Raw genomic sequence first — 23,788 nt, 5'->3', positions numbered from 1 at the left:
GGTAGCGCGCGACAGATTCCGCAAGCGCTTTGCGTCGGCCAGCGTTCGCACATGCAAAAACCGGGCGGCCTGCATCCCGATACGGAACGCAGGCCACCCGGCCGCTTTGCCAGACGTGATTGCGGGATCAGCCGATCAGGCCGAAGCACCAGCGCAATACCGCCTTCTGTGCGTGGAGGCGGTTCTCCGCCTCCGGCCAGATCAGCGACTGCGGCCCGTCGATGACGTCGGGCGTAACTTCCTCGCCGCGATGCGCCGGCAGGCAGTGGAGGAATACCGCGTCCGGCTTCGCATGGCCCATTAGCGCCGCGTCGACCTGATAAGGGGCCATCGCCGCCAGCTTCTGCTCGGCATGCGCCTGCCCCATCGAAATCCAGGTGTCCGTGACGATCACATCGGCATCGCGCACCGTCGCGACCGGATCGCGGGTGATCGTCGCACGACCGCCGGTTGCCTCGATCACCTTCGGGTCGGGATCATAACCTTCCGGGCAGGCCGCGACGACATCGAAGCCCATCAGCGCGCCCGCCTCGACGATCGAATGCAGCACGTTGTTGCCATCGCCGAGCCATGCCCATTTCAGGCCCGGCAAAGCCTTACCCGCCTCGATCACGGTCAGCAGGTCGGCGACGATCTGGCAGGGATGCGATTGGTCGGTCAGGCCGTTGATGACCGGAACCGATGCATAGCGCGCCATTTCGTCCAGCTTGGCCGGATCGTCGGTGCGCACCATGATCGCATCGCAATAGCCCGACAGGACGCGGGCGGTATCGGCGACCGTCTCGCCCCGCCCCAGCTGCGACGTGCCGGCATCCAGCACGAGGGCCGATCCGCCCAGCTGGCGCATCGCCATGTCGAACGACACGCGCGTGCGGGTCGATGATTTTTCGAACACGCAGGCGAGCGTATGTCCGGCGAGCGACGCGTCGGCGTCGGCGCGGCCCTTCGGCCAGCCCTTACGCGCGGCCTTGGCGTCGAGCGCGTCGTTCAGGATGGCGGCGATGCCATCGGCTCCGGCCGAGGCGAGATCGAGGAAATGGCGCATTCTAGGTAAATCCTCCCCTGCAAGGGGAGGGGGACCGTCCGCAGGACGGTGGAGGGGGTTCTCCACCGGCGCTGCGTTCCGGGGCGGGCCCCCTCCACCATGCTTCGCATGGTCCCCCTCCCCGTATCGGGGAGGAAATCAATCAATCGTCGGCGACCGGGACGTAGACCCGTGCCGCCGCCGACAGCTTCTCCACCGCTTCCGCGATATGGCTCTCGTCGATCACCAGCGGCGGCAGAACGCGGACGACATTGTCGCCGGCCGCCACCGTCAGCAGATTGTGATGATCGCGCAGATGCGCCACGAAGCGGCGGCTGTCCGACTTGAGCTTGAGGCCCAGCATCAGCCCCATGCCCCGAACCTCCTGAAACAGGTGGTCGTGGTTCGGAATCATCTGTTCGAGGCTGGAGCGCAGGCGGTCGCCCATCGTCTTCACATGCTCGAAGAAGCCGGGCTCAAGCATGACGTCCAGCACCGCCTGCCCCGCCGCCATGGCGAGCGGGTTGCCGCCATAGGTCGAACCATGGGTGCCGAACACCATGCCCTTGGCCGCTTCCTCGGTCGCGAGGCACGCGCCGAACGGAAAGCCGCCACCGATGCCCTTTGCCGCCGACACGATGTCGGGCTTCACGCCATATTGCTCATGCGCGAACAGCGTGCCGGTCCGGCCGTAACCGCACTGCACCTCGTCCAGCACCAGCAACAGACCGCGTTCGTCACATGCCTTACGCAGGCCGGTCAGGAATTCGGGCGTCGCCGTGCGCAGACCGCCTTCGCCCTGCACCGGTTCGACCAGAAAGCCGGCAGTGTTGTCGTCGATCAGCGCCAACGCGCCTTCGAGATCGTTGAACTCGGCATATTTGAAGCCCGGCAGCAGCGGCTCGAAGCCGTCGCGCATCTTGGCCTGATTGGTGGCCGAAATGGTGCCGAGCGTCCGCCCGTGGAACGCCTGGTTGAAGGTAATCAGCGTATGCCGTTCGGGGTTGCCGTTGGCGAAGTGGAAGCGGCGCGCGGTCTTGATCGCGCACTCGACCGCTTCGGCACCCGAATTGGTGAAGAACACGGTATCGGCGAAGCTGTGATCGACGATCCGCTGCGCCAGCGCCTCACCCTGCGGCGAGCCGTAGAGGTTGCTGACATGCATCAGCGTCGCGGCCTGCTCCTGGATCGCCTTGGTCAAATGCGGGTGGCCATGGCCCAGCGCATTGACGGCGATGCCGGCGGCGAAGTCGAGATATTGCGTGCCGTCTTCACCATAAAGATAGCAGCCCTCGCCTCGGACCGGACGCACGCCGCACCGTGGATAGACGGGCATGAGCGCGGGGGTCGTCATCGAACTGCTCCTTCATGAGAAATATCGGCGTTCAAAACGCAAAAGGGCGGCCAACCCGGCCGCCCGGAGCGGCGCTGTACCGCCCCTTGGACGGATTCGTCAATTCTTGAGCTTCCACCCCGACCGCAGCAGTGCGTAGCAGCCGATCGCCATCGCGACATCGACCGCGAGGATCACCGCGCCGCCGAGCAGCACCGGCGAGTCGGCGCGCTCGAGAAATCCGTAGCGGAACCCCGAAATGATGTAGAAGAACGGGTTCAGGTGGCTGATCGAGCGAAAGGCCGGGGTCAGCGCCTCGACCGAATAGAAGGTGCCCGACAGCAGCGTCAGCGGCCCGATTACGAAATTGGTGATCGCGGCGGCATGATCGAACTTCTCCGCCCAGATCGAGGTCATGACCCCGGCGAGCGCGAGGAAGGTCGATCCGAACAGCCCGAACCATAGCACGGCTCCGGGATGACGGGGCATCACATGGACGCCGGGATAGAGCAGCATCGCGCCCCACAGCACCAGCCCGACGAGGAACGCACGCGTCACCGCGCCGCCGACGAGTGCCGCAAGCAGCTCGCCGGTCGACAGCGGCGGCATCAGGTAATCGACCACCGTCCCCTGAATCTTGCCGACCAGCAGCGCGAAGCTGGAATTGGCGAAGGCGTTGTTCAGCATCGCCATCGCGATCAGGCCCGGCGCGACGAAATCGGGGAAGGGCACGCCGAGCACGGTGCGCCCCGCGCCGCCCATCGCGACCGAAAAGATCACGAGGAACAGCAGCGTCGTGACCGCCGGTGCCCAGATGGTCTGAAGCTGCACCTTGAAGAAACGGCGCACCTCCTTGATATAGAGCGTGCGCAGCCCGCCCCAGTTGACGTTTCGGATGACCGGCACGCCGGGGTCGGCGATGATGATTTTTGCGCGCGACGGGGATTGTTCCTGCATGGCTGTGTCGCCTAATCGCTGGCGCGCGCGGCGGCAAGGATCATGGTCGTCGGCGCACGTGACGAAGCGAAGGACGAAGACGGGCATGAGTTGGACCGAAGAACGCATCGCGACATTGGCCAAGATGTGGGAATCGGGGATGACCGCCAGCCAGATCGCCGAGGAGCTGGGCGGGATCAGCCGCAATGCGGTGATCGGCAAGGCGCATCGCCTGGGCCTGCAGTCGCGCCCGTCGCCGGTGAAGTCGAACGACGCGGCCAAGGCGGCGGCACCCGCGCCGAAGCCCGCAGCGCCGGAGCCGGCACCGGTCGTCGCCGCACCGCCGCCGCCTCCCCCGCCCGCTCCGAAGCCGGCACCCGCGCCCGAACCGAAGCCCGAACCTGTCGCGGCCGCCCCGGTCGAGAACGACCCGTTCACACCGCTTCCCGAAGAGGATCAGGCGGACGACGAGGAAGAAGAGGACGACGACGCACCGGTCGCCGCCCCGCGTCGGGCCGAGCCGGTCATGCGCTCGGTCGGCCCCGGTGGCTTCCTGCGGCAGAATCCGGGTGAACAGAGCGCGCCGCTGACCCCCGCCCCGCCCCGCCGCCTGGTGCCGGCGCGGCCGAGCGACGCGATCGCGGGCAAGACGACGTTGCTCGACCTGAACGACCGCATCTGCAAATGGCCGATCGGCCATCCCGGCGAGCCGGACTTCCATTTCTGTGGTGAGAAGGTGAACCCCGGCTTCCCCTACTGCGTCGACCATTGCGGCCATGCCTATCAGGCGCAGCTGCCGCGTCGCGATCGCCGCCCGCCGCCCCCGCTGCCCTATGGCGGCCCGCGCGTCCGCTGATACGAAAAGAGCCGCATCGGTCGCCCGATGCGGCTCTTTTGCTGTCGGAACGGTGATCCGACACGGTGCCGGCCCTCCATCGAGCCGACACCATCCACCCTGTCTTAGAAGCGGAAGCTCGCACGAACGCGGGCACTGTGCCAGTCGAACCGGTCGTCGCTGCGACGCATATCGGTTCCGTTGGCATTGACCAGCAGGAACGGGTTGTTCGCCAATGCCGTGCCTGGTCCGACACGAACCGTCGGCGAACGGTCGTTGACGCTGGTATAGGTGTACAGCACGCCGATCGAGAAGTTGTCCGACACGCGCTGTTCGACACCGCCGCCCGCCGTGTAACCCCAAGCATTGCGCTTGTCGCGATCCTGGGTGAAGCTGTTGGCACCGTTGCTGGTTTCGAACCCGTGATCGATGCGCGCCAACGCGGCACCACCCGTCACATAGGGCAGCGTATCGCCGATCGCATAGCCGGCACGCAGGCGTCCCTGCGCATTCCAGTCCATCGTCCGCACGAACGCGTACCGCGCTGGCGTGGTGCTGTAGGCGCTGGATGAATCGACAATGTTGCTCTTGCCGAATTCCCCGACCGCACCGACGACGATGTTGCCGAACTGAACGTCATACCCGACATGGCCGGCATAGCCCAGGCGATCGCTGTCGCGCTGACATCCGGTGGGGTTCGGACCGAGTGCCCGGCCGCCGCAGAAACCACGCGAGAACGCGTCGGCATTGGCGGTGGTGCGCACCGTATCCCCGAACGTCCCGTCAAGGTTCGTGTCGAATTCGATCGGCGCATTGCTGTCGCGCCCCTGGAAATCCAGCCCCGCGCTGATCCCGGCATAGCCGCCGTTCCACGTCCGCCCCTCCTGCGCTGCAGCGGGTACCGCCGCCATCGCCGCCACCCCGGTCATCACGAACATCGAAAAACGCATATGCTATACTCCAACACGCTGTACGCCCCTGCCCAACGGTCGGTGGATCGGGTCGCTCCCGCGATGCAGCGTAACATTTCGTTGCCGGTAACCGACGCTGCGATCGACACGCGACGCGCTTTGCGGATGACCCCGTTTCGTTCTATACGCCAGCCATGGCCGAAAATCTGTTCGAAGCGAACATTCCTACCCCGCCCGCCTATGACGCATCCTCGATCGAGGTGCTGGAGGGACTGGAGCCGGTCCGCCGCCGGCCGGGCATGTATATCGGCGGTACCGACGAACGTGCGCTCCATCACCTCGCCGCCGAAGTCCTCGACAATGCGATGGACGAGGCGGTCGCGGGTCACGCGACCCGGATCGAAGTACAGCTGGATGTCGGCAACCGGCTGACCATCATCGACAACGGGCGCGGCATTCCGGTCGATCCGCACCCGAAATTTCCCGACAAGTCCGCGCTGGAGGTCATCCTTTCGACATTGCACTCCGGCGGCAAGTTCGCCGGCAAGGCCTATGCGACGTCGGGCGGGTTGCACGGCGTCGGCATCTCGGTCGTCAACGCATTGTCGGTCGATACGGTGGTCGAGGTGGCGCGCGACCGGCAACTCTATCGCCAGCGTTTTTCGCAGGGACAGACCATCGGCCCGCTGGAACATGTCGGCGCGGCACCCAACCGGCGCGGCACGCTGGTCGCGTTCACGCCCGATACCGAAATCTTTGCGGACCTGCAATTCAAGCCGGCGCGGCTGCACAAGCTGGTGCGGTCGAAGGCGTATCTGTTCGCTGGCGTCGAAATCCGCTGGAAATGCGCGTCCGCACTGGTCGAAGGCACCGACGTTCCGGCCGAAGCCGTGTTCCAGTTTCCCGGCGGCCTGGCCGACCATCTGCGCGAACAGGTCGGCGGCCGCGAATGCGCGACGGCCGACTTCTTCACGGGAACGCAGGATTTTCCGGGCGAGGCAGGCCGGGTCGAATGGGCGGTCGCCTGGCCGCTATGGAGCGACGGCAGCTACAGCTATTATTGCAATACCATCCCGACGCCCGACGGCGGCACCCACGAACAGGGATTGCGGCAGGCGCTGGTGCGGGGCCTGCGCGGCTTTGCCGATCTGGTCGGCAACAAGCGCGCGAAGGACATGACCGCCGACGATGTGACGGTCGGCAGCGAATTGATGCTGTCGGTCTTCATCCGCGACCCGCAGTTCCAGAGCCAGACGAAGGACCGGCTGACCAGCGTCGAGGCCGCCAGCCTCGTCGAAAAGGCGGTGCGCGACCATTTCGACCATTTCCTCAGCCATAATATGGACCGGGGCAAGGCGCTGCTCGGCCTCGTCCTCGACCGGATGGACGAACGGCTGCGGCGCAAGGCGGAGCGCGAGGTCAAGCGCAAGACCGCGACGTCGTCGCGCAAGCTGCGCCTGCCGGGCAAGCTGACCGACTGTGCGTCGGACGATCCCGCCGGCACCGAACTCTTCATCGTCGAGGGCGACTCGGCGGGCGGGTCGGCGAAGCAGGCGCGCGACCGCAAGACGCAGGCGATCCTGCCGATCCGCGGCAAGATCCTGAACGTCGCCTCGGCGACCAGTGCGAAGATTCTGGCGAATCAGGAGATCGCCGATTTGATCCTCGCCATGGGTTGCGGCACGCGCAAGGACTGCCAACCCGATGCGCTGCGCTACGAACGCATCGTTATCATGACCGATGCCGACGTCGACGGGGCGCATATCGCGACGCTGCTGATGACCTTCTTCTTTCAGGAGATGCCGGAGATCGTCCGGCGCGGGCACCTCTATCTGGCGCAGCCGCCGCTCTACCGCCTGACGGTGGGCGCGAAATCGCTCTACGCGCGGGACGACGCCCACCGTGCCGAGCTGGAACGGACCGCGTTCAAGGGCAAGAAGGTGGAAGTCGCACGCTTCAAGGGGCTGGGCGAGATGAACCCCGGCCAGCTGCGAGAGACGACGATGGACCCCAATTCGCGCAGCATGATCCGCATCACCCTGCCCAAGGAATATGAAGAGCGCGCGGCGGTAAAGGACCTCGTCGACCGGTTGATGGGCACCAATCCGGCGCACCGCTTCGCCTTCATCCAGGAAAATGCCGCGCGACTGGATGACGAGGTCATTGACGCCTGACGAAAGCGAGCGCAGCATCGGATGTGGGGACGGAAACCGGAAAAGGGTCCGCAAAGATGCAGTCGATGTTCACCGCGTTACTGGCGCTCGTCGCGCCGGTCCCGCCGCAGGAACCAGCGGCTAAGCCAGCTCCCGAAATTGTTGTTACGGGTACTCGCCTGAGTGACTCGGAAAAGGCATTGAGCGCCTGTATTGCGCGTCATTGCCCGCCGAAGGAAGATATTGCCGCCACGTTGGCACATGCCGAAAACCTGTTCGTCGCCGGTAAGTATGAGAACGCGCAGAACACTGCGGCGGCAGGCATCCGGCGCAATCGCGGTTATGCCGCCGAGCTACCCCGGGAAGTCGCCAGCCTGTTCCGTGCCCATGCCCGACTGTCCGCGCATCTGGGCGAAGTCGCGCTAGAGCGTTCGAGCACTATCGATATGGTATCCTCGTTGCGTGCCGGCCTTGGCAATGACAACCCGGATGTGTTGGTCGGGCAGATCGAACTTGCCGACGTTTATGCCAAAGTTTTCAATGTCAGGATCGCCGAGAGTAATTATCGGGAGATCGAAAAGGCTGCGCTGGCGATCGGCAATCGTAAGGTTGAAGGCTACGCCCGCTTTCGCCGGGGAATCCTGCTCGCCTCACTCGCCAAGCCCGATTATGCCTACACCTTCCGGGCGCGGCAGGTGTTCCGCGAGCTGGCTGCTAGTCCCGTGCCCGAACATGCAGCCTTCGCGGCGGCCGCACGGCAAGGTCTCGAGCGGATGTCGCTGCGCGGTGCATCGCCCGAACGAATTAACCAAATGCTGGCATCAATCCGCTCAGCTCCGCCGACCGCGCGACCGACCTTGCTATACGGTGAGCCGGTCGATCTGAACAACGCCCGCACTGCGACCAACGCTCAGTCGGAGGGGGCAGTAATGTCAGGCACATCGATGATGTCAGCCGATCTGGTTGAAGATCAATGGATCGACGTTGCGTTCTACATTGATGCCAACGGCTTGCCGCAGGAAATAGAAACGATCCGAACCAGCGACCATTACAGCGGCGATTGGGCCAAGGCGGTTGCCAAATCCATCGCCACGCGGCGGTATGCCCCGCTGACAATCGTGAACGGTGAACCAGGTGTGTTTCGGGTCGAGCGCTATACAAAGACTGCGTCGCTGCAGGTAACGACTGGATCACGACTGGCTACGCGGTCGCCGATAGCGCGGATCGAGATGACGGACCTGTCGGTGGAGCCTACCGCTTCCGCTGGCGCGGGTTCCGCGAACGTTCCCCGTCCGATAGTATGAAGCCTTGTTGCTTCTAATCTCATTACAGGCGGCGGCACCGCTCGTGTCGCCGCAGCCGTCTGTCACCGTACAACTTCCAACCGCAGTTACACCCGAACTCAGCGATCGTGCGCACCAGGTGGTACGACTGCTAGGCGGAGACGGCAATTACGCAACGCTGTTTTCGCCCGCATTCAAGGCAGCGGCGTCCGAAGCAAAGCTGATTGCGATCAACGCGCAACTGGCGAACGCACTGGGCAAGCCGACCGGGATCGAAGCGATCAAGGCCATCACGCCATGGACCGCGCAGCTTCGCATCGGGTTCGAGCGCGGAACGCTAAACGCCGAAATTGCGGTGGATCCGGCGGGACCGCACACCGTCACCGGGCTGCGCCTGCTCGGCGCGGTCCCATCGCGCAACACCGCCGGTTCGATCGCGATGGTCGTCGAGCAATTGAAGGCGTTTCCTGGCTCGACCGGTTTTGCCATTGCCCGGCTGAGCGCTAAAGCACCGGTTACGACGAATTCGCACGACGCCACCACCCCCATCGCTATCGGATCGGCCTTCAAGCTCGTCATCCTAGCCGAACTGGTGCGATCGATCGAGGCGGGGGAGCGCAAGTGGAACGACGTGGTGACGCTTGATGGATCGGCGCTGCCCGGCGGTGGCTATGCGCAACAGCCGAAGGGCACACGCATAGCGCTGAAGGAGCTGGCGGAGCGGATGATATCGGTCAGCGACAATAGTGCGACCGATATCCTGCTCTTCCACCTTGGCCGGAAAAAGGTGGAGGCGATGCTGCCGGTCGTTGGCTTCACCGATGGCGGCGCGCGCAATGTCCCGTTCCTCGGCGCGCTGGAGCTGTTCAAACTGAAAGGTGTCGACGGTGGTGCGCTCGGCAGCCGGTATCTGGCGCTCGACGCCAAGGGGCGGCGGGCGCTGGTCGACGGGACCGTGCTCGAAACGCCGATCGCCGCGATCCCGCGCGACCTGTTCCAGAACGGCAAGCCGTTGCGCATCGCCGAACTGGAATGGTTCGCCAGCCCGAACGACCTGATCCGTGCGATGGACTGGCTACGGCGGCACATGGACGGCCCGGCGGGTGCGGAACTGCGTGCGGTCCTGTCGAAGAACCCGGGCATTCCCGACGCCACCAAACACTGGCGCTATGTCGGCTATAAGGGCGGCTCGGAACCCGGCGTTCTGACCATGGCGTTCCTGCTACAGGCACAGGACGGCAGCTGGTACGCGATGGCAGCAGGCATCAACGACCCCGCAAGGGAGGTCGACACGCTGCAATTCACCGGGTTGATGACCCGCGCGCTGGAGCTTGCCGCGCCGCGATAGAGGTGGGAGCCGGACGACCCGCTGCGAAATCGTTGCGGCTGCTTCCTTCCGGACCTGACCGGGTTGGCGACGGCATCGTCCGCCCGACTCCCGAGCGCCATATGGGCGAAGCCGCGCCCGGGCGCAAGGGGATCAGTTGCGCGGTGGCAGCTTCGAATAGGGTACGAAATCCCCAAGCGAAACCGACCCGCTGGTCATCCGTGAATTGCGGTCGAGCAGGTTGACGATATCGATCCGGCACAAACGCGTGCCGATGGTCCGCGTGACCAGAATGTCGTCATAATCCAGAAACGCCCCGCCCTGCGGCCGGTTCACGAACAGCGTACCGTTGTTCATGCGATAGACGATGGCGGTATTCGGCACGATCTCGCTCGATCGGATATCGCGCAGGTTGATGCAATCGACCGGCTTGCCGGCATCGCGCCGCTCGGTGATGCGGGATAATGCCGCCTCCCCGGCCGCATTGTCGCGTTCGCGGGCGATCGACGGGGTCGCGCTCAGGGCGACCAGGGCAATCGGCAACAGGCTTGATAGACGCATGATCGTCATCCCGGTTGGAGCAATATGCCGCCATACCACATCCAGGATGAACCGACACTGACGCGGGCTGTTCCACCTGCTTCGGCGGCGGGCGGTCACAGGCCGGCTGCGGCTTCGATGATCGGTACGAACTTCTCGGCGGTCAGGCTCGCTCCGCCGACCAGTGCGCCGTCGACATCGTCGATCGACAGGATCGATGCGGCATTGGCCCCGGTGACCGACCCGCCGTAGAGGATGCGGATGCCATCGGCGGCATCGCCGACCATCTGGCGCAGTTTGGCGCGGGCAATCGCATGGACCTGCGCGATTTCGTCGGCGGACGGCGTGCGACCGGTGCCGATCGCCCAGCGCGGCTCATAAGCGAGCGTGAACCAGTCGCCGCTCGCCCTCTCCGGCACCGACTTTTCGATCTGGGCCTGTACGACGCGTTCGGCGCGACCGGCATCACGCTCCGCCTCGGTCTCACCGCAGCACAGGATGACGTTCAGCCCGTGACGGCGCGCAGCGGCGGCCTTGGCCCAGGCGTCGTGGCTGGTTTCGTTCTGGTCGGCGCGGCGCTCGCTATGGCCGACGATCACGATGGTCGCTCCCGATTCGACCAACATCTCGGCCGAGACGCAACCGGTATGGGCGCCGCGATCATTGGCGTGGACATCCTGTCCGCCGATCTGCATCGTCGTCGCGATCTCCGACGCCGGGTGGACCAGCGTGGCCGGGACGCAGAGCGCCACGTCGACGCCGGGCGCGGCCGCGGCGGCGGCATCGATCGCGGCCACCTCGGCCAATTGCCCGCGCAGCCCGTGCATCTTCCAATTGCCGGCCACCAGCTTGCGACGACTCATACCCACGGCTCCCCGAAGCGTTTTACATGTTCTACAGCCGATAGCGCATGTGGCGATGCGCGCAACCTTGAAGCGGGCGCGACCGCCTTCTAAAGCGGCATCCTTTCATTCCTTTCGATCGGTTGCACGGATGCTCGGTTTCTTCAGGCGCATGACCAAGTCGAAGGTCGGCATCTTCGTCGGCCTGCTGTTGCTGGCGGTCATCGCCATCGGGTTCGCCATGGCCGATCTCAACGGCCTGCGTCCGTCGTCGCTCGGCGGCAGCGGCGCGACCGTGGCGACGGTCGGCGACGACAAGATCACCGACACCGCGCTGACCGAACGTATCCGGGGCGACGTGCAACAGGCCGCGCAGCAGCAGCCGGGGCTGGACACCGCGCAGTATATCGCGCGCGGCGGGTTCGAAGGGTCGCTGAACCGCGCCATTTCCGACGCCGCGCTGCGCCAGTTCGCGCAGGATCACGGGCTGGTCGTGTCCGACCGCTATGTCGATGGCCAGATCGCCAGCCTGCCCGCGTTCCAGGGGCTGGACGGCAAGTTCGACCAGCGGACCTTCGAACAGGCGCTGGCCCGCGCGCGCATCACCCCGCAGCAGCTGCGCGACGATATTCGCCGGGCGACCCTCACCCGGCTGATGCTCGCCCGCACGCTGGAGAGCAGCTACATGCCCGCGCAGCTGGCGCTGCCCTATGCATCGCTCGCCAAGGAAGCGCGCAGCGGGCAGGTCGCGATCGTGCCGACCGCCGCGTTCCCGGCGCCGGCCGCCCCGACCGACCAGCAGCTTCAGGCCTATTACAACGCCAACCGTGCGCGCTACACCGTGCCGGAACGCCGGGTGATCCGCTACGCCATCGTCACCCCGGCCAGCGTCGCGGCGCAGTCGGCCCCGACCGATGCCGAACTCCAGGCCGCCTATCGCAGCAACGCCGCCCGCTTCGCCCCGTCGCAGACGCGCAGCGTGTCGCAGGTCGTCGTCGCCGATCAGGCCGCGGCGAACAAGCTGGCGCAGGCGGTTCGTGGCGGGCAGGCGCTGAACGCCGCCGCCAGCGCGATCGGCCTTGAAGCGACCAGCTTCGCCGGGCAGACGAAGGGGCAGCTGGCAGGCAAGACATCGGCCGCCGTCGCAGATGCCGCCTTCGCCGCACAGCAGGGCGCGGTCGTCGGCCCGGTCCAGTCACCGCTGGGCTTCGTCGTGCTGAAGGTCGACGCCGTCACCCAGATTCCGGGCAAGACGCTGGCACAGGCACGTCCCGAACTGGTCGCCGAACTGAGCAAGACCAAGGGTGCGACCGCGCTCGGCGCGATCCAGGAAAAGATCGACGGCGGCATCACCGATGGCGCGACGTTCGACGAGATCGTCAAGGATGCCAACCTGTCGGCGCAGGCGACCGCGCCGGTCACCGCACAGGGCATCGATCCGCTGAAGCCTGCCCAGCCCGATCCGACGCTGGCCCCGGTCATCGAAGCAGGCTTTGCCGCCGAGGCAGGCGACGCGCCGCAGATCGTGCAGACTGCAGCCGACGGCACCTTCGCCCTGGTTTCGACCGGCGACGTCACCCGCGCCGCACCGCGCCCGCTGGCCGAGATCCGCGAACAGGTGATCGGCCAGTACAAGCAGGACCAGGCGCTGAAGGCGGCGCGGGCGATCGCCCAGCATATCCTGAACAAGGTCAATGGCGGCACGCCGCTCGGCACCGCCGTCGCCCAGTCGGGTGCTCGCCTGCCGGCTCCGCGTCCGGTCACCGCGTCGCGCGCGCAGCTGTCGCAGCTGGGCGCGCAGGTTCCCGCCGCGCTGCAGCTGATGTTCTCGATGGCTCCCAAGAAGGCCCGGCTGACCGCCGCGCCCAATGGCGAGGGCTGGCTGATCGTCTATCTCGACAATATCCAGCGTGGCGATGCGACCAACGACAAGGCCGCCATCACCGGCGTCGGTCGCGAGCTGGGTCGCCTGAGCGGCAGCGAATATGCCGAACAGTTCGTCGAGGCGGTCCGTCGTCAGGTCGGCGTGAAGCGCAACGAACAGACCATCAACCGCGTCCGCAACGAGCTGGTCGGCGGGGCCGTGCCCGCACCGGCACAATGAACGGTATCGAGGGGGTAGACGCCGCCCGCACCGCGCTGGCCGAGGGCCGGCCGGCCTTGCTGTGGACCACACGCGTTGCCGATACCGAGACGCCGGTCGCCGCTGCGCTGAAACTGATCCAGCCGGGCCGCGGCGACTTCCTGCTCGAATCGGTCGAGGGCGGGTCGGTGCGCGGTCGCTACAGCCTGTTGGGGCTGGCTCCCGATCTGGTGTTTCGGGCGCAGGGGCATGATGCCGCGATCAATGCGCGTTGGCTGACCGATCGCGACGCGTTCCAGCCCTGCGGCGAACCGACGCTTGCCGCGCTGCGGACGCTGGTCGGCCAATGCCGGATGGACGTGCCGGCCGCGCTCCCCCGCGCCCTCGCCTGCCTTGTCGGCTATTTCGGCTATGAGACGGTCGGGCTGGTCGAGACGCTGCCGCGGGCGGCGGAGGATGCGCTGGGCCTGCCCGACATGATGTTCGTGCGGCCGACGGTGCTGCTGGTGTTCGACCGGCTGTCCGATACGCTGTTCGTCGTCGCGCCGGTGTGGCCCGGTGCGAGCGTCGAAACGGCGGCAGACCGGATCGAGGCGACGGCCGCCGCGCTGGACGCCGCGACGCTGCCGGCCGCCGCCCGACTGGCGGAGGTGCCCGAACTGGCGCTGACCCCCACCCTGCCCGCCGGCCGCTATGGCGAGATGGTCGCGGCGGCCAAGGAATATATCGCGGCGGGCGATATCTTTCAGGTCGTGCTGGCGCAGCGTTTCACCGCGCCCTTCCCGCTGGAACCGTTCGAACTCTATCGCGCGTTGCGGCGAATCAACCCGTCGCCGTTCCTCTATCATCTCGACCTGCCGGGCTTCGCGCTGACCGGGTCCAGCCCGGAAATCCTGGTCCGGCTGCGCGATGGCGAGGTCACGATCCGCCCGATCGCGGGCACGCGCCCGCGTGGCGCGACGGCGGCGGAGGATGAAGCGAACCGGACCAGCCTGCTCGCCGACCCGAAGGAACGCGCCGAGCATCTCATGCTGCTCGACCTGGGCCGCAACGATGTCGGACGGGTCGCATCTGCCGGCAGCGTGCGGGTGACCGACAGCTATACCGTCGAGCTATACAGCCACGTCATGCACATCGTGTCGAACGTGGTCGGCGGGCTGCGGCCCGACGCCGACGCACTGGACGCGCTGTTCGCCGGTTTCCCGGCCGGCACGGTATCGGGCGCGCCCAAGGTGCGGGCGTGCCAGATCATCGCCGAACTGGAGCGGGAACGGCGCGGAGCCTATGCCGGCGGCGTCGGCTATTTCAGCCCGGACGGATCGATGGATTCGTGCATCGTGCTGCGCACCGCCGTGGTCAAGGACGGCATGATGCATGTCCAGGCGGGCGCGGGCATCGTCGCCGACAGCGATCCCGCCTATGAGCAGCGCGAGTGCGAGGCGAAGGCCGGCGCGCTGCTGGCCGCCGCGCGCGAGGCGGTGGCACAGGCCGGAACGGTTCGTTTCGGACAATAGCGCGGAAGTTGGCGAAGTTTGCGGTAGGTTCATGTTGCAGCGTTAGGATGTTTGGCGGCGATCGGCGGCCAAGCATTTGAACCCGCATGATTCGTCCAGAGTGGATGGTTGTCACGGACGCGCGGAAGTTGGCACCGTCGTCCCGATGCGCGAGGAAGGCCATGGTGCAGATTTGCCGTGCGACGTTGCAGCATATCGACCGGATCGTTCCGTTGTTCGACGCCTATCGCCAATTCTATGGGCAAGACAGTGACCTAGACGGTGCGCGCGCGTTCCTGACCGAGCGGATCGCACGCGAGGAATCGGTGATCCTGCTGGCCGGCGACGGCGCGGGCTTCACGCAACTTTATCCGTGCTTCTCGTCGGTGCGGATGCGGATGACGCTGATCCTGAACGACCTGTTCGTGGCCCCGGAGGCACGGTGCCAAGGGGTCGGCGAGGCGTTGCTGGCGGCTGCACGGGACCATGCGCGATCGGTGGGCGCGGCGCGGATGACGCTGTCGACCGCGGTCGACAACAGCGCGGCCCATGCGCTGTATGTGCGGGCGGGATGGGAACGCGATGCGCAGTTCCATACCTATACCATCGCGGTCGATTGAGGCGGTTCACCGGGGGAAAGAGCGGTGGCAGGCTATGGCGTGGGACCGCTGTAGGAAAGGCTTTCGTGGTGCCGGCGCGGGGAAGAAGGAAGAAGCGGGACCCCGGATCGAGTCCGGGGTGACGATGGGATCAGCGGCGGAGCGCGATCCAGCCGAGCCAGAGCCAGCCGATAATCATCGCGAGGCCGCCGAGCGGCGTGATCGGCCCCAGCACCCCGCGCGGACCGCCGAGCGCCATCGCGTAGAGCGACCCGCCGAACAGCAGCCCGCCGGCGACGAACAGCCAGCCCGGCCCCCGCGCGCCGAGGTTCAGCGCGACCAGCGCCGCGATGGCGTGGGCAAGCTGATATTGGCCGCCGGTCTTGAGCCATTCGGCCGCCGGACCCGAGGCTCCGTGCGCGCCGAACGCTCCGGCAGCGACCGCCATGGCGCCGGAGAGGGCCGCGGCGAGGAGGAGGACGTTCATCGGGTTGGCTCCGTGGTTCGACGGCGTGAGGGGAATGTACCGATCGGGGTTTGCGCTGGTTCGCTTGCGATTTTTGGGTCGTCGGTGGGAGGCTGATATTCGTCCCTGTCTTCGTCACCCCGGACTTGATCCGGGGTCCCGCTTTCTCCCCGACCTGACAGAAGAAGCGGGACCCCGGATCAAGTCCGGGGTGACGTGGGAGGCGGGACGTTACCGGCAAATGCTCCCATAATGTCCTTCAGGACGATCGTAGCGGCGTGACGGTCACTCGTGGCGTACCGCAGATGCGATGTTACGGCTGTCCACACCGCCCCTTCACCCCGCATCGTCCGCGACGGTGCCCGATGCTGCACTGACACGGGCATGGGTGAAGATCATGTCGCGCCCCTGCCGCAGGTCGCCGGTTTCCGACTGCTGCGACAACCGCTTGGCGTCGGTCTTGCGGTACAGATCCTCGGTCCGGTCGATCTCGCCATCGTCCACGCCGACACAGGTCATCGCCGCGCGGGCCATGGTGACGGCGGAATCGAGGACTTCGCGGAACACCCCCTCGACCGGGGCACCGGCCAGCTTGACCACCGAGCGCCGGTCATAGGCGCGCACGAAGATGCCCGGATCGGGAAAGGCCTGGTGGATCGCCTCGATCATCTCCGCATCGAACGGGTCACCATCGGTACAGAACAACAGCAGTTCGGCATCCTGCGCGCCCGCGAGACGCAGCATGTCGATCCGCGTGCCGTCGCCATAATAGACCTTCATGCCGAAGCCGCCGGCGATCTCGATCATCTCGACGTCGATGTCGATGACGGTGACGCTGATCCCCTGCGCCAGCAGCATCTGCGCGACGGTCTGTCCGAAGCGGCCATAGCCGACGACGACCGCGCTGGCGCCGTCGTGGCGCGGGCCTTCGGGGGTCTTGCCGTCTTTCTTCTCCGGTTCGGCGCGGAATTTGCGCGTCGCCATCATCAGGAACGGGGTGGTGGCCATCGACAGGGTGACGATCGCGCCGAACACGCTGGCCGCTTCCGGCGCGATCAGCAGCGCGTTCTGCGCCTGCGCGAACAGGACGAAGCCGAATTCGCCACCCTGGCTGAGCAACAGGCCGAGCGCGAGTGCGCCGCGCCACGGCATCCCGAACAGCCTGCCGAGACCGAAGATCACCAGCCCCTTGGTCGCGATCAGCGCGATCGCCATGCCGATCACGAACACCGGCCGTTCGACGATCGCCCCCAGGTCGAGCATCATGCCGACCGCGAGGAAGAACAGCCCGAGCAGGATCGAGCGGAACGGCTCGACATCGGCCTCCAGTTCGTGGCGATACGGACTGTCGGCCAGCATCACGCCGGCGATGAACGCGCCCAGTGCGGTCGACAGGCCCAGCGACTGCATCACCGCCGCGCTGGCGATCACGGTGAACAGGCCGGCGAACACGAACATCTCGCGCTCGCCCATATTGCCGATCAGCCGGAACAGCGGACGCAGCAGGAAGCGCCCGGCAAGGATCAGCCCGACGACCGCGCCGACGGTCCACAGCGCCAGTTGCCAGCCCGGCGGCCCACCGGCATCGGCCGGATTGCGCGACAGCGCGGCGACGATGGTGATGAGCGGGACGATCGACAGATCCTGAAACAGCAGGATCGCAAAGGCGCGCTCGCCGAACGGCGTCTTCATGCGACCGGCCGATTGCAGCATCGGCAGCACCTGCGCGGTCGACGACAGCGCCAGCGGCAGGCCGAGTGCGATGGCGGCGGCCCAGCTGAAATGTGTGGCGAGCCAGACGACGCCGGTGATCGCGACACCGCACAGCACGACCTGCATCAGGCCGAGGCCGAAGATATCGCGCTTCATCCGCCACAGGCGCGACGGGCTGAGTTCGAGGCCGACGAGGAACAGCAGCAGCGTGATGCCGAGTTCGGCGATGGCGAGCTTGGATTCGGCGTTGCCGACCAGCCCCAGCACCTGAGGCCCGACCACCGAGCCGGCGACGAGATAGCCGAGCGTGGCACCCAGCCCCAGTTTGCGGAAGATCAGCACGAATATCAGCGCCGCGCCCAGCAGCGGCGCGAAATCGTGGAGGAGCGACGCGGTACCGTGTTCCATCAGGCGGCGGCCCCCTGATCGGCGGCCTGCGCGGCGGCCTCGGCAGCGGCTTCGAAGGCGAGGCGGATCGAAGCATGGCGGGCGCTGTGCGGGCGGGCCGGTTCGAACAAGGTCAGGCCGGGCCAGTCGGGCAGGCCGCCCTCCCCCGCCAGCCATGCGGTGAGCATGTCACGGGCGGCGGCAAGCTCGGCGGGAGTTTTGCCGACGATCTCGCGCGCCAGCAGCGCCGACGACGCCTGCCCCAGCGCACAGGCCCGGACCAGCATCCCGACGGCCCCGACCCGGCCATCGTCGCCGAGCGCGATATCGACCGTCACGCGGCTGCCGCAGATGGGCGAGCGTTTTTCGATGGAGGCTTGCGGGTCGGAAAGACGGACGGCCTGCGCGGTTTCGGCGGCAAGGCGGAGGATTTCGGTGTTGTACAGGTTTGCGCTCACCGGCCCGATGTAGGGCGGGTTCGTGACGGTGGCGAGTCGGCGCCGGGAATTTCTATTCGCCGAACACCGGTTCGCCCCGGCGGCGGCGATCGATGAAGTCCACCGCGCTGGTGCTGGTCGCATTGAGCAGCGGATAGGTGCGCGCGTCCTTGATCCATGCCGGTCGACGCGTCGGGCCGCCGCCGATGAAGTCGGCCGCGAGCAGCAGGAGGAGGAAGGCGAGGCTGACGAGGATCAGGCCCTTGAGCGCACCGAAGCCGAAGCCCAGCGCACGGTCGACCGGCCCCAGCACCGATGCGCGGGTGCGCGCGCCGATGCCGTTGGCGACCAGCCGCCCGGCGAAATAGCCGATGCCTGCGATCAGTGCGAAGGCGAGCGTCGCCGCGCCGCCCGCCGTACCGGTCGGCCCGACCAGCGCTGCGGCGACCGGGGTGTGGAACAGCTTCAGCAGCAATACGACCAGCGCCCATGCCGCGAGCGAGAGCACCTCGGTCACGAATCCGCGCAGGAAACCCAGCACGGCCGCGCCGCCGACGGTGATGAGAACGGCGATGTCGAGCGAGGTCAGGCCCATGGGCCGGCTATGCCGGGCGGCGGGGGGATTGTCGAGACGGCGGGGTGGCGCCTTATCCTCACCATGGCGGACAGATGAGTCGTTTGATCGATCTCGCGAAGAACGTCGCCCCAGCGAAGGCTGGGGCCTCAAGCGGCTCTTGTCCCGTGCTATCATCGAGAGATCCCAGCCTTCGCTGGGATGACGCCTCGTTCAAGCGGCGTGGATCGGAATCTAGCGGCCGAGCATATAGTCGACGAACCTCGGCAGGTCCTTGAACCCGGACAGTTTCACCGCCCCGCCCTCCGCCTGTGCCGCCGGGGCCAGTGCGCGCGAGAAGCCGAGCTTGCCCGCTTCCTTCAGCCGCAATGCGCCGTGGGCGACGGGGCGAACCTCGCCAGACAGTGCAATCTCGCCGAAGACGATGGCGTCGGACGGCACCGGGCGTTCGGACAGCGCCGAGACCAGCGCCGCCGCGACGGCGAGATCGGCGGCGGGATCGGTCACGCGGTAGCCGCCGGCGATGTTGAGATAGACTTCGGCAGTGGCGAAGGCCAATCCGCACCGCGCCTCCAGCACGGCGAGGATCATCGCGAGGCGGCCGGAATCCCAGCCGACGACCGCGCGCCGCGGGGTCGCGCCGGACGCCAAGCGGACGGTCAGCGCCTGCACCTCGACCAGTACCGGGCGGGTCCCCTCCAGCGCGGGGAAGACGACCGTGCCGGTAACGTTCTCGTCACGGCTTGTGAGGAATAGCGACGAAGGATTTGACACTTCGGACAATCCTTCGCTTTCCATCGCGAAGACGCCGATTTCGTCGGTGCCGCCGAAGCGGTTCTTCACGGCGCGCAGGATGCGATACTGGTGGCTGCGCTCGCCCTCGAACGCCAGCACCGTATCGACCATATGTTCGAGGACGCGCGGGCCGGCGATCGACCCGTCCTTGGTGACATGGCCGACCAGCACGACGGCGGTGCCGCGTTCCTTGGCGAAGCGGATCAGTTCGCCCGACGACGCGCGCACCTGGCTGACGGTGCCGGGCGCCCCTTCGATCAGGTCGCTGTGCATCGTCTGGATCGAATCGATGATGAGCAGGTCGGGCGCGGCCGATCCGCCGAAGGTCGTCAGGATGTCGCGGACCGAGGTCGCGGCAGCGAGTTGCACCGGGGCGTTGCCCAGCCCCAGGCGGCGGGCACGCAGGCGGACCTGATCGGCGGCTTCCTCGCCCGAGACATAGGCGACGCTCTTGCCGGCGAGCGCGAGCTTGGCCGCCGCCTGCAACAGGAGCGTCGATTTGCCGATGCCGGGATCGCCACCGATCAGCGTCGCCGATCCCTCGACAAAGCCGCCCCCCAGCGCGCGATCCAGTTCGGCGATCTCGGTCTTCAGCCGTTCGGGCAGCGCGATGTCGGTGTCCAACCCAGACAACAGGATCGGCCGCCCCCCGCTCTGCAGATTATGCCGCGCCGAAAAGGGCGTGACGACCGCGCCGGCATCCTCGACCAGCGTGTTCCAGTCGCCGCAATCGGCGCATTGCCCCGCCCATTTCGAGGAAACCGATCCGCATTGCTGACAGACGTAGCGCTTCTGGGGTTTTGCCATGGCGCCCGCCTAGCAGATGCGGAACGAAAGGGGAATATTTCAGATCATGCGAGGTTCTCAACATTCCAGTGGCATGCAACGGAGCAGAACTGCAAGGCGTCGTACGATCTGCACAGTGTTCCTGCCGGACCTTTCGCTCAACGAACCGGCAGGCTTCCGCGATCCACCTCTTCGTGATTGGGTTGTAGCGTTGCAGTCAGCGCTGCGCCGGCGGAGATGCACGGCTTCTCGACGAAGAGATACGTCACAAGCGACAGGACATAAGTGACTATGATTGTCGAAATAGCGATCATAAAATGCGATATCACTCCGTCAAACCCATTCACCAAGCAGAGATAGGCCGTTCCATAGAGCGGAATCATATGCAGTAGGTAAACAGAGTAAGATATTTCACCCAAATGATACGGAATTTTTGCAGCCAGAACACGGGCGAGAACGTGTCCTGCGCTATGCAATGGACAGATCGAAGAGATGACAACAAGCGACCAAATTCCCAGAGGAACTAGCTGGTAGAAGCCATCTACAAGGATGGTCAGCCCACCGCACAGTAGAGCGACTACCAAATATATTCTTGAACCGTGATAGTGAACGCTAAGGTATGATCCGATACCTACCAAAAAAAGTAGTATTTTTGAACCAATAAACGCGTCACCAAACCAGCGTGACAAAAAGGAAAGTAACAATACCAATATTATAACGAACAGCCACTTTCTATGGATTAAAAGTGATAGAACGAGCGGAGCAATCAGGTAGAATTGCCATTCCAAAGATATGCTCCAAGCTTGGCCAATTACGGTGTAAGCCGCGCCCTGCCCGAGACGATTCGGAACTAGTCCCTGCAACAGGGGAATGTGGGTCGCCAAATGAAACGGTAGGTTCGCCAAAGCCTCATTCGCCAACGTTATCCTTACGCTATTGGTGGCATTGGCCGGCAGACTCCGCCACGCATCCAATTGAACAGGAAGCAGTAGAACAGATATCGCCAAGGTAAGCAAATATAGCGGAAAAATACGAAATCCGCGTCGGATTAAATAGGCTACGTACGACTCACCCTTACGAACGACGAGCAAAGCTATTACGAATCCAGACAATATGATGAAAACATCAACAGCCAACTTGTTGTTGTCTATGATCGGCAATTTCCAGCCGAGCGCCAGCGAGAGATGGCCGATCACGACCCACCACGCCATTAGTCCCCGTAGACCATGAAAGGAACGGATCTTGGCGGTGACTGGCATAGGCTGCATTCACTATTTTCATTCACCCTAAGAAAATATACTATCATCCTTTTGTATGAAGGCTACCTGGATTGATGTCGCCCGAAGGTTGATTTCAGCAGAGTTCCCGTACCGGTCGAACTTGGCTCGGCCCGTACTGGAAGATATTATTTTTGCACCAGAATCTTGCCAATTAATAATAGCGCTCATTCGCTATTCCAGTTCGCTGCCGCGCTTCAGAACCTTGGTGCCGTCGTCCTGTTCGATCAGATAGGCTGGGTTGTCCTTGGTGCCGTTCTTGGTGATCTTGCTGCCCTTGATCGTGCGCTGCACGCGGCGGTCGAAGCGTTCCTCAACCTTGCCCTCCGCCGTACCGTTGCCCCACGACCATTTGACGGTCTGGCCCTTCTTGTAGCTGTCGCTCATGGTGTCCGCTCCTGTTTTACCGGCGGGGTCAACCCGTTGGAGCGGGCAAGCGTTCCGGTGGCGTACGGAGCGTTCCGGCGCTATGGGCACGCGGATGAGGCCTTCCCAGCTCCGCGTCGCGATGTTCAGCGGAAACTATAATTATGTCCGCGATGGCGCCAACCAGGCGCTCAATCGTCTGGCGCGTCACCTGCTCGACCATGGCGTGACGCTGCGCGTCTATTCGCCGACGACCGACAAGCCGGCCTTTCCGCCGACCGGCGATCTGGTCAGCGTGCCCGCCTATGGGATGCCCGGCGGGCGGGGCGAGTATAAGCTGGCGCGCGGGCTGACCGCGAAGACGCGGGCCGACCTGACGGCGTTCGCGCCGAATATCGTCCATGTTTCCGCACCGGATATTCTCGGGCATCGCGCCTTGAGCTGGGGCCGGGACAAGGGGATCGCGACCCTCGCCTCGCTGCACACGCGGTTCGAAACCTATCCGCAATATTATGGCATCGGGTTTCTGGAGCCGGTCGCGGTCGCGCTGTCGAAGCGGTTCTACAATCGCGCCGATCAGGTGATGGTGCCCGGACGCGGCATGGCCGATCTGCTGCGCGAATGGGGCGTCACCTCCCCCATCGGCATCTGGTCGCGCGGGGTCGATCACCAGCGGTTCAGCCCGGCGATGCGCGATCTCGACTGGCGGCGCTCGCTGGGCATCGGCGATGACGAGGTAGCGGTCAGCTTTCTCGGGCGGCTGGTGCTGGAAAAGGGGCTGGACGTCTTTTCGGACGTCGCGACCGAATTGCAGCGGCGCGGGGTCAAGCATCGCATCCTCGTGATCGGCGAAGGCCCTGCGCGCGACTGGTTCGCCGAACGCGTGCCGCACGCGGTGTTCGCCGGGTTCCAGGCGGGCGACGATCTGGGCCGTGCGGTCGCGTCGATGGACGTGTTCTTCAACCCGTCGATCACCGAGACGTTCGGCAACGTCACGCTGGAGGCGATGGCGGCGGGCGTGCCGGTGGTCGCCGCGCGTGCGACCGGAGCGGTCGGCATGGTCGAGGATCGCACGACCGGCTTCCTGGTGCCGCCGCGCGACGTGGCCGCCTATGCCGATGCGATCGCGCGGCTGTGCGAGGATGCCGACCTGCGCTGGCGCATGGGTCTGGCGGGCCATGAGGCGGCGAAGGGCTATCGCTGGGATACGGCGAACCAGTCGGTGCTGGATGCGTATCTGGGGATCGTTCGGGGGTAAGTCCACGCTCCGTTGAAGCGTCGCCCCAGCATAGGCCGGGGCATCCCGCGGAGAGGAGCGCGCTCCGTTACCGGGAGATCCCAGCCTTCGCTGGGATGACGTTTTTGGCGTGCGATGTTGGCGGTAAGCCTGGGCTTCGTTCAAGCGTTGCCCCAGCGTAGGCTGGGGCATCCCGCGGCGAGGAGCGCGTTCCCTTACCGGGAGATCCCAGCCTTCGCTGGGATGACGTTTTTGGCGAGGGACGCGGGTGGCGCGCGACGTTGGTGGCGACGGACGTTAGCGGGCAACCGCTACCGGATCGTACCGCGCTCGACCCCTGCCCCGCCAATCGCTTAACGTCGCATCAACCGGTGTCCGCTATCGCTGCGGA

The 23,788-nt window shown here is 65.5% G+C and carries 21 protein-coding genes and 1 other RNA gene; 8 read left to right on the top strand and 14 right to left on the bottom strand.

The genetic code is table 11. From position 1 onward, the window contains the following. Positions 1-127: 127 nt before the first annotated feature. From argF to MF609_RS10340, 3 genes are all read right to left on the bottom strand, one after another. A complete protein-coding gene (gene argF, locus MF609_RS10350) occupies positions 128-1,045 on the bottom strand; it encodes an ornithine carbamoyltransferase (protein ID WP_242416234.1) in 918 nt (305 codons plus the stop codon). A gap of 142 nt (positions 1,046-1,187) precedes the next feature. Then, positions 1,188-2,378, bottom strand: a complete 1,191-nt coding sequence (locus MF609_RS10345; RefSeq protein ID WP_242416233.1) for an aspartate aminotransferase family protein — start codon at positions 2,376-2,378, stop codon at positions 1,188-1,190. A gap of 99 nt (positions 2,379-2,477) precedes the next feature. Beyond that, on the bottom strand, positions 2,478-3,314 hold the full coding sequence (locus tag MF609_RS10340) for an ABC transporter permease (protein ID WP_242416232.1): 837 nt from the start codon (positions 3,312-3,314) through the stop codon (positions 2,478-2,480). Positions 3,315-3,399: 85 nt separating this feature from the next. Here MF609_RS10340 and MF609_RS10335 point away from each other — a divergent pair, with 85 nt between their 5' ends. Continuing rightward, a complete protein-coding gene (locus tag MF609_RS10335; RefSeq protein WP_242416231.1) occupies positions 3,400-4,149 on the top strand; it encodes a GcrA family cell cycle regulator in 750 nt (249 codons plus the stop codon). Between the two features lie 104 nt (positions 4,150-4,253). Here MF609_RS10335 and MF609_RS10330 read toward each other — a convergent pair whose 3' ends face one another. Beyond that, on the bottom strand, positions 4,254-5,078 hold the full coding sequence (locus tag MF609_RS10330; protein WP_242416230.1) for an outer membrane protein: 825 nt from the start codon (positions 5,076-5,078) through the stop codon (positions 4,254-4,256). A 155-nt stretch (positions 5,079-5,233) separates the two neighbouring features. Between MF609_RS10330 and parE the strand changes: the two genes are divergently transcribed. From parE to MF609_RS10315, 3 genes are all read left to right on the top strand, one after another. Continuing rightward, positions 5,234-7,213, top strand: a complete 1,980-nt coding sequence (parE, locus tag MF609_RS10325) for a DNA topoisomerase IV subunit B (RefSeq protein WP_242416229.1) — start codon at positions 5,234-5,236, stop codon at positions 7,211-7,213. A 56-nt stretch (positions 7,214-7,269) separates the two neighbouring features. Continuing rightward, on the top strand, positions 7,270-8,496 hold the full coding sequence (locus MF609_RS10320; protein WP_242416228.1) for a hypothetical protein: 1,227 nt from the start codon (positions 7,270-7,272) through the stop codon (positions 8,494-8,496). Between the two features lie 118 nt (positions 8,497-8,614). After that, the gene (locus MF609_RS10315; RefSeq protein WP_242416227.1) at positions 8,615-9,823 is read left to right on the top strand and encodes a serine hydrolase; all 1,209 of its coding nucleotides are present in this window, start codon (positions 8,615-8,617) and stop codon (positions 9,821-9,823) included. Here MF609_RS10315 and ffs read toward each other — a convergent pair. The 3 genes from ffs to tpiA all read right to left on the bottom strand — a co-directional run bounded on the left by ffs (position 9,823) and on the right by tpiA (position 11,205). Further along, positions 9,823-9,917, bottom strand: an RNA gene (ffs, locus tag MF609_RS10310) — signal recognition particle sRNA small type. The genes MF609_RS10315 and ffs overlap by 1 nt on opposite strands. A 38-nt stretch (positions 9,918-9,955) precedes the next feature. Beyond that, a complete protein-coding gene (locus MF609_RS10305) occupies positions 9,956-10,372 on the bottom strand; it encodes a hypothetical protein (protein ID WP_242416226.1) in 417 nt (138 codons plus the stop codon). 86 nt (positions 10,373-10,458) lie between these two features. Next, positions 10,459-11,205 (bottom strand): triose-phosphate isomerase, encoded by a 747-nt coding sequence (gene tpiA / locus MF609_RS10300; RefSeq protein WP_242416225.1) that lies wholly within the window; start codon positions 11,203-11,205, stop codon positions 10,459-10,461. A gap of 55 nt (positions 11,206-11,260) precedes the next feature. Between tpiA and MF609_RS10295 the strand changes: the two genes are divergently transcribed. The 3 genes from MF609_RS10295 (at position 11,261) to MF609_RS10285 (ending at position 15,380) form a co-directional block, all read left to right on the top strand. After that, on the top strand, positions 11,261-13,288 hold the full coding sequence (locus tag MF609_RS10295) for a peptidylprolyl isomerase (protein ID WP_336944608.1): 2,028 nt from the start codon (positions 11,261-11,263) through the stop codon (positions 13,286-13,288). Then, positions 13,285-14,781 (top strand): anthranilate synthase component I, encoded by a 1,497-nt coding sequence (gene trpE / locus MF609_RS10290; protein WP_242416223.1) that lies wholly within the window; start codon positions 13,285-13,287, stop codon positions 14,779-14,781. Before MF609_RS10295 ends, trpE begins: the two co-directional genes overlap by 4 nt. Positions 14,782-14,942: 161 nt before the next feature. Continuing rightward, the gene (locus tag MF609_RS10285) at positions 14,943-15,380 is read left to right on the top strand and encodes a GNAT family N-acetyltransferase (protein WP_242416222.1); all 438 of its coding nucleotides are present in this window, start codon (positions 14,943-14,945) and stop codon (positions 15,378-15,380) included. 130 nt (positions 15,381-15,510) lie between these two features. On the opposite strand, the gene MF609_RS10280 is transcribed toward MF609_RS10285, so the two are convergent. The 7 genes from MF609_RS10280 to MF609_RS10250 all read right to left on the bottom strand — a co-directional run bounded on the left by MF609_RS10280 (position 15,511) and on the right by MF609_RS10250 (position 22,181). After that, entirely contained in the window at positions 15,511-15,846 is a 336-nt protein-coding gene (locus MF609_RS10280; protein WP_242416221.1) for a DUF423 domain-containing protein, read from the bottom strand. Positions 15,847-16,161: 315 nt separating this feature from the next. Continuing rightward, a complete protein-coding gene (locus tag MF609_RS10275; RefSeq protein WP_242416220.1) occupies positions 16,162-17,946 on the bottom strand; it encodes a cation:proton antiporter domain-containing protein in 1,785 nt (594 codons plus the stop codon). Beyond that, positions 17,946-18,383 (bottom strand): iron-sulfur cluster assembly scaffold protein, encoded by a 438-nt coding sequence (locus tag MF609_RS10270; protein ID WP_242416219.1) that lies wholly within the window; start codon positions 18,381-18,383, stop codon positions 17,946-17,948. The genes MF609_RS10275 and MF609_RS10270 overlap by 1 nt, the downstream gene beginning before the upstream one ends. A gap of 52 nt (positions 18,384-18,435) precedes the next feature. Continuing rightward, a complete protein-coding gene (locus tag MF609_RS10265) occupies positions 18,436-18,957 on the bottom strand; it encodes a CvpA family protein (protein ID WP_242416218.1) in 522 nt (173 codons plus the stop codon). Positions 18,958-19,170: 213 nt separating this feature from the next. Continuing rightward, positions 19,171-20,538: a DNA repair protein RadA gene (gene radA / locus MF609_RS10260; RefSeq protein WP_242416217.1), complete on the bottom strand. Its 1,368-nt coding sequence runs from the start codon at positions 20,536-20,538 to the stop codon at positions 19,171-19,173. Positions 20,539-20,675: 137 nt separating this feature from the next. Further along, the gene (locus MF609_RS10255; protein ID WP_277991165.1) at positions 20,676-21,776 is read right to left on the bottom strand and encodes an acyltransferase family protein; all 1,101 of its coding nucleotides are present in this window, start codon (positions 21,774-21,776) and stop codon (positions 20,676-20,678) included. Between the two features lie 192 nt (positions 21,777-21,968). Next, positions 21,969-22,181 carry a hypervirulence associated TUDOR domain-containing protein gene (locus MF609_RS10250; RefSeq protein WP_242416215.1) on the bottom strand — a complete coding sequence of 71 codons (213 nt, stop codon included), beginning with the start codon at positions 22,179-22,181 and terminating at the stop codon, positions 21,969-21,971. A 94-nt stretch (positions 22,182-22,275) separates the two neighbouring features. Here MF609_RS10250 and MF609_RS10245 point away from each other — a divergent pair, with 94 nt between their 5' ends. After that, on the top strand, positions 22,276-23,418 hold the full coding sequence (locus MF609_RS10245; protein ID WP_242416214.1) for a glycosyltransferase family 4 protein: 1,143 nt from the start codon (positions 22,276-22,278) through the stop codon (positions 23,416-23,418). Positions 23,419-23,788: the final 370 nt, after the last annotated feature.

Origin of the sequence: Sphingomonas panni, from assembly GCF_022664435.1 — a bacterium.
GTDB classification, from domain to species: Bacteria; Pseudomonadota; Alphaproteobacteria; order Sphingomonadales; family Sphingomonadaceae; genus Sphingomonas; species Sphingomonas panni.
This window is presented reverse-complemented; position numbering and strand designations above follow the sequence as displayed.